3 protein-coding genes and 1 pseudogene are annotated in these 2,308 nt (G+C 75.6%); all 4 read left to right on the top strand.

Annotation, left to right across the window (positions count from 1 at the left end):
- The coding region (locus ABZ641_RS33625; protein WP_359988059.1) for a nickel-dependent hydrogenase large subunit at nucleotides 1–733 on the top strand (733 nt) is incomplete at its 5' end.
- Complete coding sequence (locus ABZ641_RS33620) at nucleotides 730–1,221, top strand: hydrogenase maturation protease (protein ID WP_344622264.1); 492 nt, start codon at nucleotides 730–732, stop codon at nucleotides 1,219–1,221. The genes ABZ641_RS33625 and ABZ641_RS33620, both read left to right, overlap by 4 nt.
- Before the next feature lie 149 nt (nucleotides 1,222–1,370).
- On the top strand, nucleotides 1,371–2,084 hold the full coding sequence (locus ABZ641_RS33615) for a CBS domain-containing protein (protein ID WP_344622265.1): 714 nt from the start codon (nucleotides 1,371–1,373) through the stop codon (nucleotides 2,082–2,084).
- Between the two features lie 31 nt (nucleotides 2,085–2,115).
- Nucleotides 2,116–2,220, top strand: a pseudogene (locus ABZ641_RS33610) (universal stress protein); the annotation flags it as partial.
- Nucleotides 2,221–2,308: the final 88 nt, after the last annotated feature.

The following is a 2,308-nucleotide window of genomic DNA, read 5'->3' as shown; positions in this document are numbered from 1 at the left end:
CCCGGAGGCCTCCTTCGACGGCGAGTTCCTGGCGCTGCACGACCCGGGCGGCTACGCGATCGATTCCGGCGGTCCCGCCGTCCTGCCGCCGGCGGGGAGCCCGGGCGGGCCGCGGAGCCTTCCCGTCGAGGAGTTCGAGCGCCGTGTGGTCGAGGAGCAGGTGCCGTACTCGACGGCGCTGCAGTCGCGGCTGGACGGCCGCCCGTACCTCACCGGCTCGCTCGCCCGCTACGCGCTCAACGGCCGCTGGCTCCACCCGGCGGCCGCGGAGGCGGCGCGCGGCGCGGGACTCGGTGATCCGACCGCGGGAGATCCCTGCCGCAACCCGTACCGCAGCATCGTCGTGCGGGCCGTCGAGGTGGTGCACGCCCTGGAGGAGGCCCTGCTGATCATCGAGAGGTACCGGCCGCCGGAGCGGCCGTACGTGGATGTGCCTGCACGGGAGGCCGTCGGCTGCGCCGCCACCGAGGCGCCGCGCGGCCTGCTGTACCACCGCTACGCGCTCGGCCCCGACGGAACCGTCACCCGGGCCCGGATCGTGCCGCCCACCGCACAGAACCAGGCGGCGATCGAGGAGGACCTCCGCCGCCAGGTCGGGGCCCGGCTGGCGCGGTCCCCGGCCGCCGTCGGGGACGGGGAGCTGGCGGCACTGTGCGAGCGGGCCGTCCGCAACCACGACCCGTGCATCTCCTGCGCCACGCACTTCCTCGACCTCAGTGTGGAGCGGGAATGACCGGCCGGGTGGTGGTGATCGGGGTCGGCAATCCCTTCCGCCGCGACGACGGCGCCGGGCCGGCCGTGATCGAGTCGCTGCGGGCGCGCGGTGCACCGGCCGCCGTGCTCGCCCTGAGCGACGGGGACCCGGGCCGACTGCTGGACCTGTGGGGTCCGGCCGACACGGTGGTCCTCGCCGAGGCGGTGCGCTCCCCCGCCGGCCGCCCCGGCCGCCTGCACACCCTCCGGGGCGGACGGGCAGCCTCGCTGGCGGCCGCGACGGCCAGCACCCACGGGCTGGGCCTCGCGGAGACGGTGGCCCTGGCCGCCGCCCTCGACCGGCTGCCGCGTGCACTGGTCGTCCACGCCGTCGAAGGCGCGGACTTCACCCCCGGGCTCGGCCTCACCGACGCCGTCCGGGCTGCCCTTCCCGCCCTGGTGGGGCTGGTGGCCGGCTCCGTACGGGCCGCCTGCCGGGCGGTGCCGCCGGTCGGCGACCTGCGGTGATGCCCGACCGTCGCGGCTGGCCCGTTCTCCGTTGAGGACAGGGCCACCCGGCCCCGGCGGAAACCGCCACGGGGACCGAGACTGGAGGTGCCGCACCGTGGCCGAGCGTGCCGGGCCGGAGTGCCGGTCCGTCCGGAGAGGAGCACACCGTGCAACTCCGCACCGTCGAGGACGTCATGACCCACGACGTCGTCGCGGTCCGTCCCGAGACCGCGTTCAAGGTGATCGTGGGACTGTTCCACCGCCACGCCATCACCGCGGTGCCCGTGGTCGACGCCGGCTACCGCCCGGTCGGCATCGTGTCCGAGGCCGACCTGATCCGCGAGGAGGCGGCCCTGCCGGACGAGGACGCGTCGCGTTCCCGCCGGTTCCCGTCACACGCCCCGCACCGGACGGACGGAGGGACGGCCGAGTCCTTGATGACGAGCCCGGTGGTCACCGCGCGCTCCGGATGGAGCCTGGTCGAAGCAGCCCGGCTGATGCACCGCAGGAAGCTCAAGCGGCTCCCCGTGGTCGACACCTCGGGCCGGCTCACCGGCATCGTCTCCCGCAGCGACCTGCTCAGCCCCTTCCTCAGGCAGGACGACGACATCCGGGAGGAGATCGAGCGGGAGGTGCTGCTGGACGCCCTCCGACTCCCCGCGGACGCCGTGCACGTCACCGTCGACGACGGTGTGGTCACCCTGCGGGGCGCCGTCGGACGCAAGAGCCTCGTCCCCGTCGTCGAGGGCATGTGCCGCTCCCTCGACGGGGTCGTCGCCGTCCGACAGGAACTGGGCCACCGCATCGACGACACCGGTGCCACCACCGCGCCGCCCGCCGTTCGAGCCGCGCCCGGCCCGCACTCCGCCGCCCGGCCGTGAGCGGCCCTGCGGCCGTGGACAGGAGTGAACCGTGCACGAGGAGATCGCCGTCGGACTCGACGGCTCACCCGGAAGCAGGTCCGCCGCGCACTGGGCGGCCCGGGAGGCCCAGGTACGGGAGGTGCCGCTGCGGCTTCCGGATCGACGTCGCCGCGGGCCTGTTCAAGCACCCCGAGCTGCCCGACTCGCCCGACCCGGAGGCCGACGAGCGCACCCGCGACTCG

This window comes from Kitasatospora sp. NPDC007106 (genome assembly GCF_040634455.1).
In the GTDB taxonomy this organism is placed as follows: Bacteria; Actinomycetota; Actinomycetes; order Streptomycetales; family Streptomycetaceae; genus Kitasatospora; species Kitasatospora arboriphila.
Note: the sequence above shows the minus strand (reverse complement) of the source record. Positions and strands in the feature narration are given on the sequence as shown.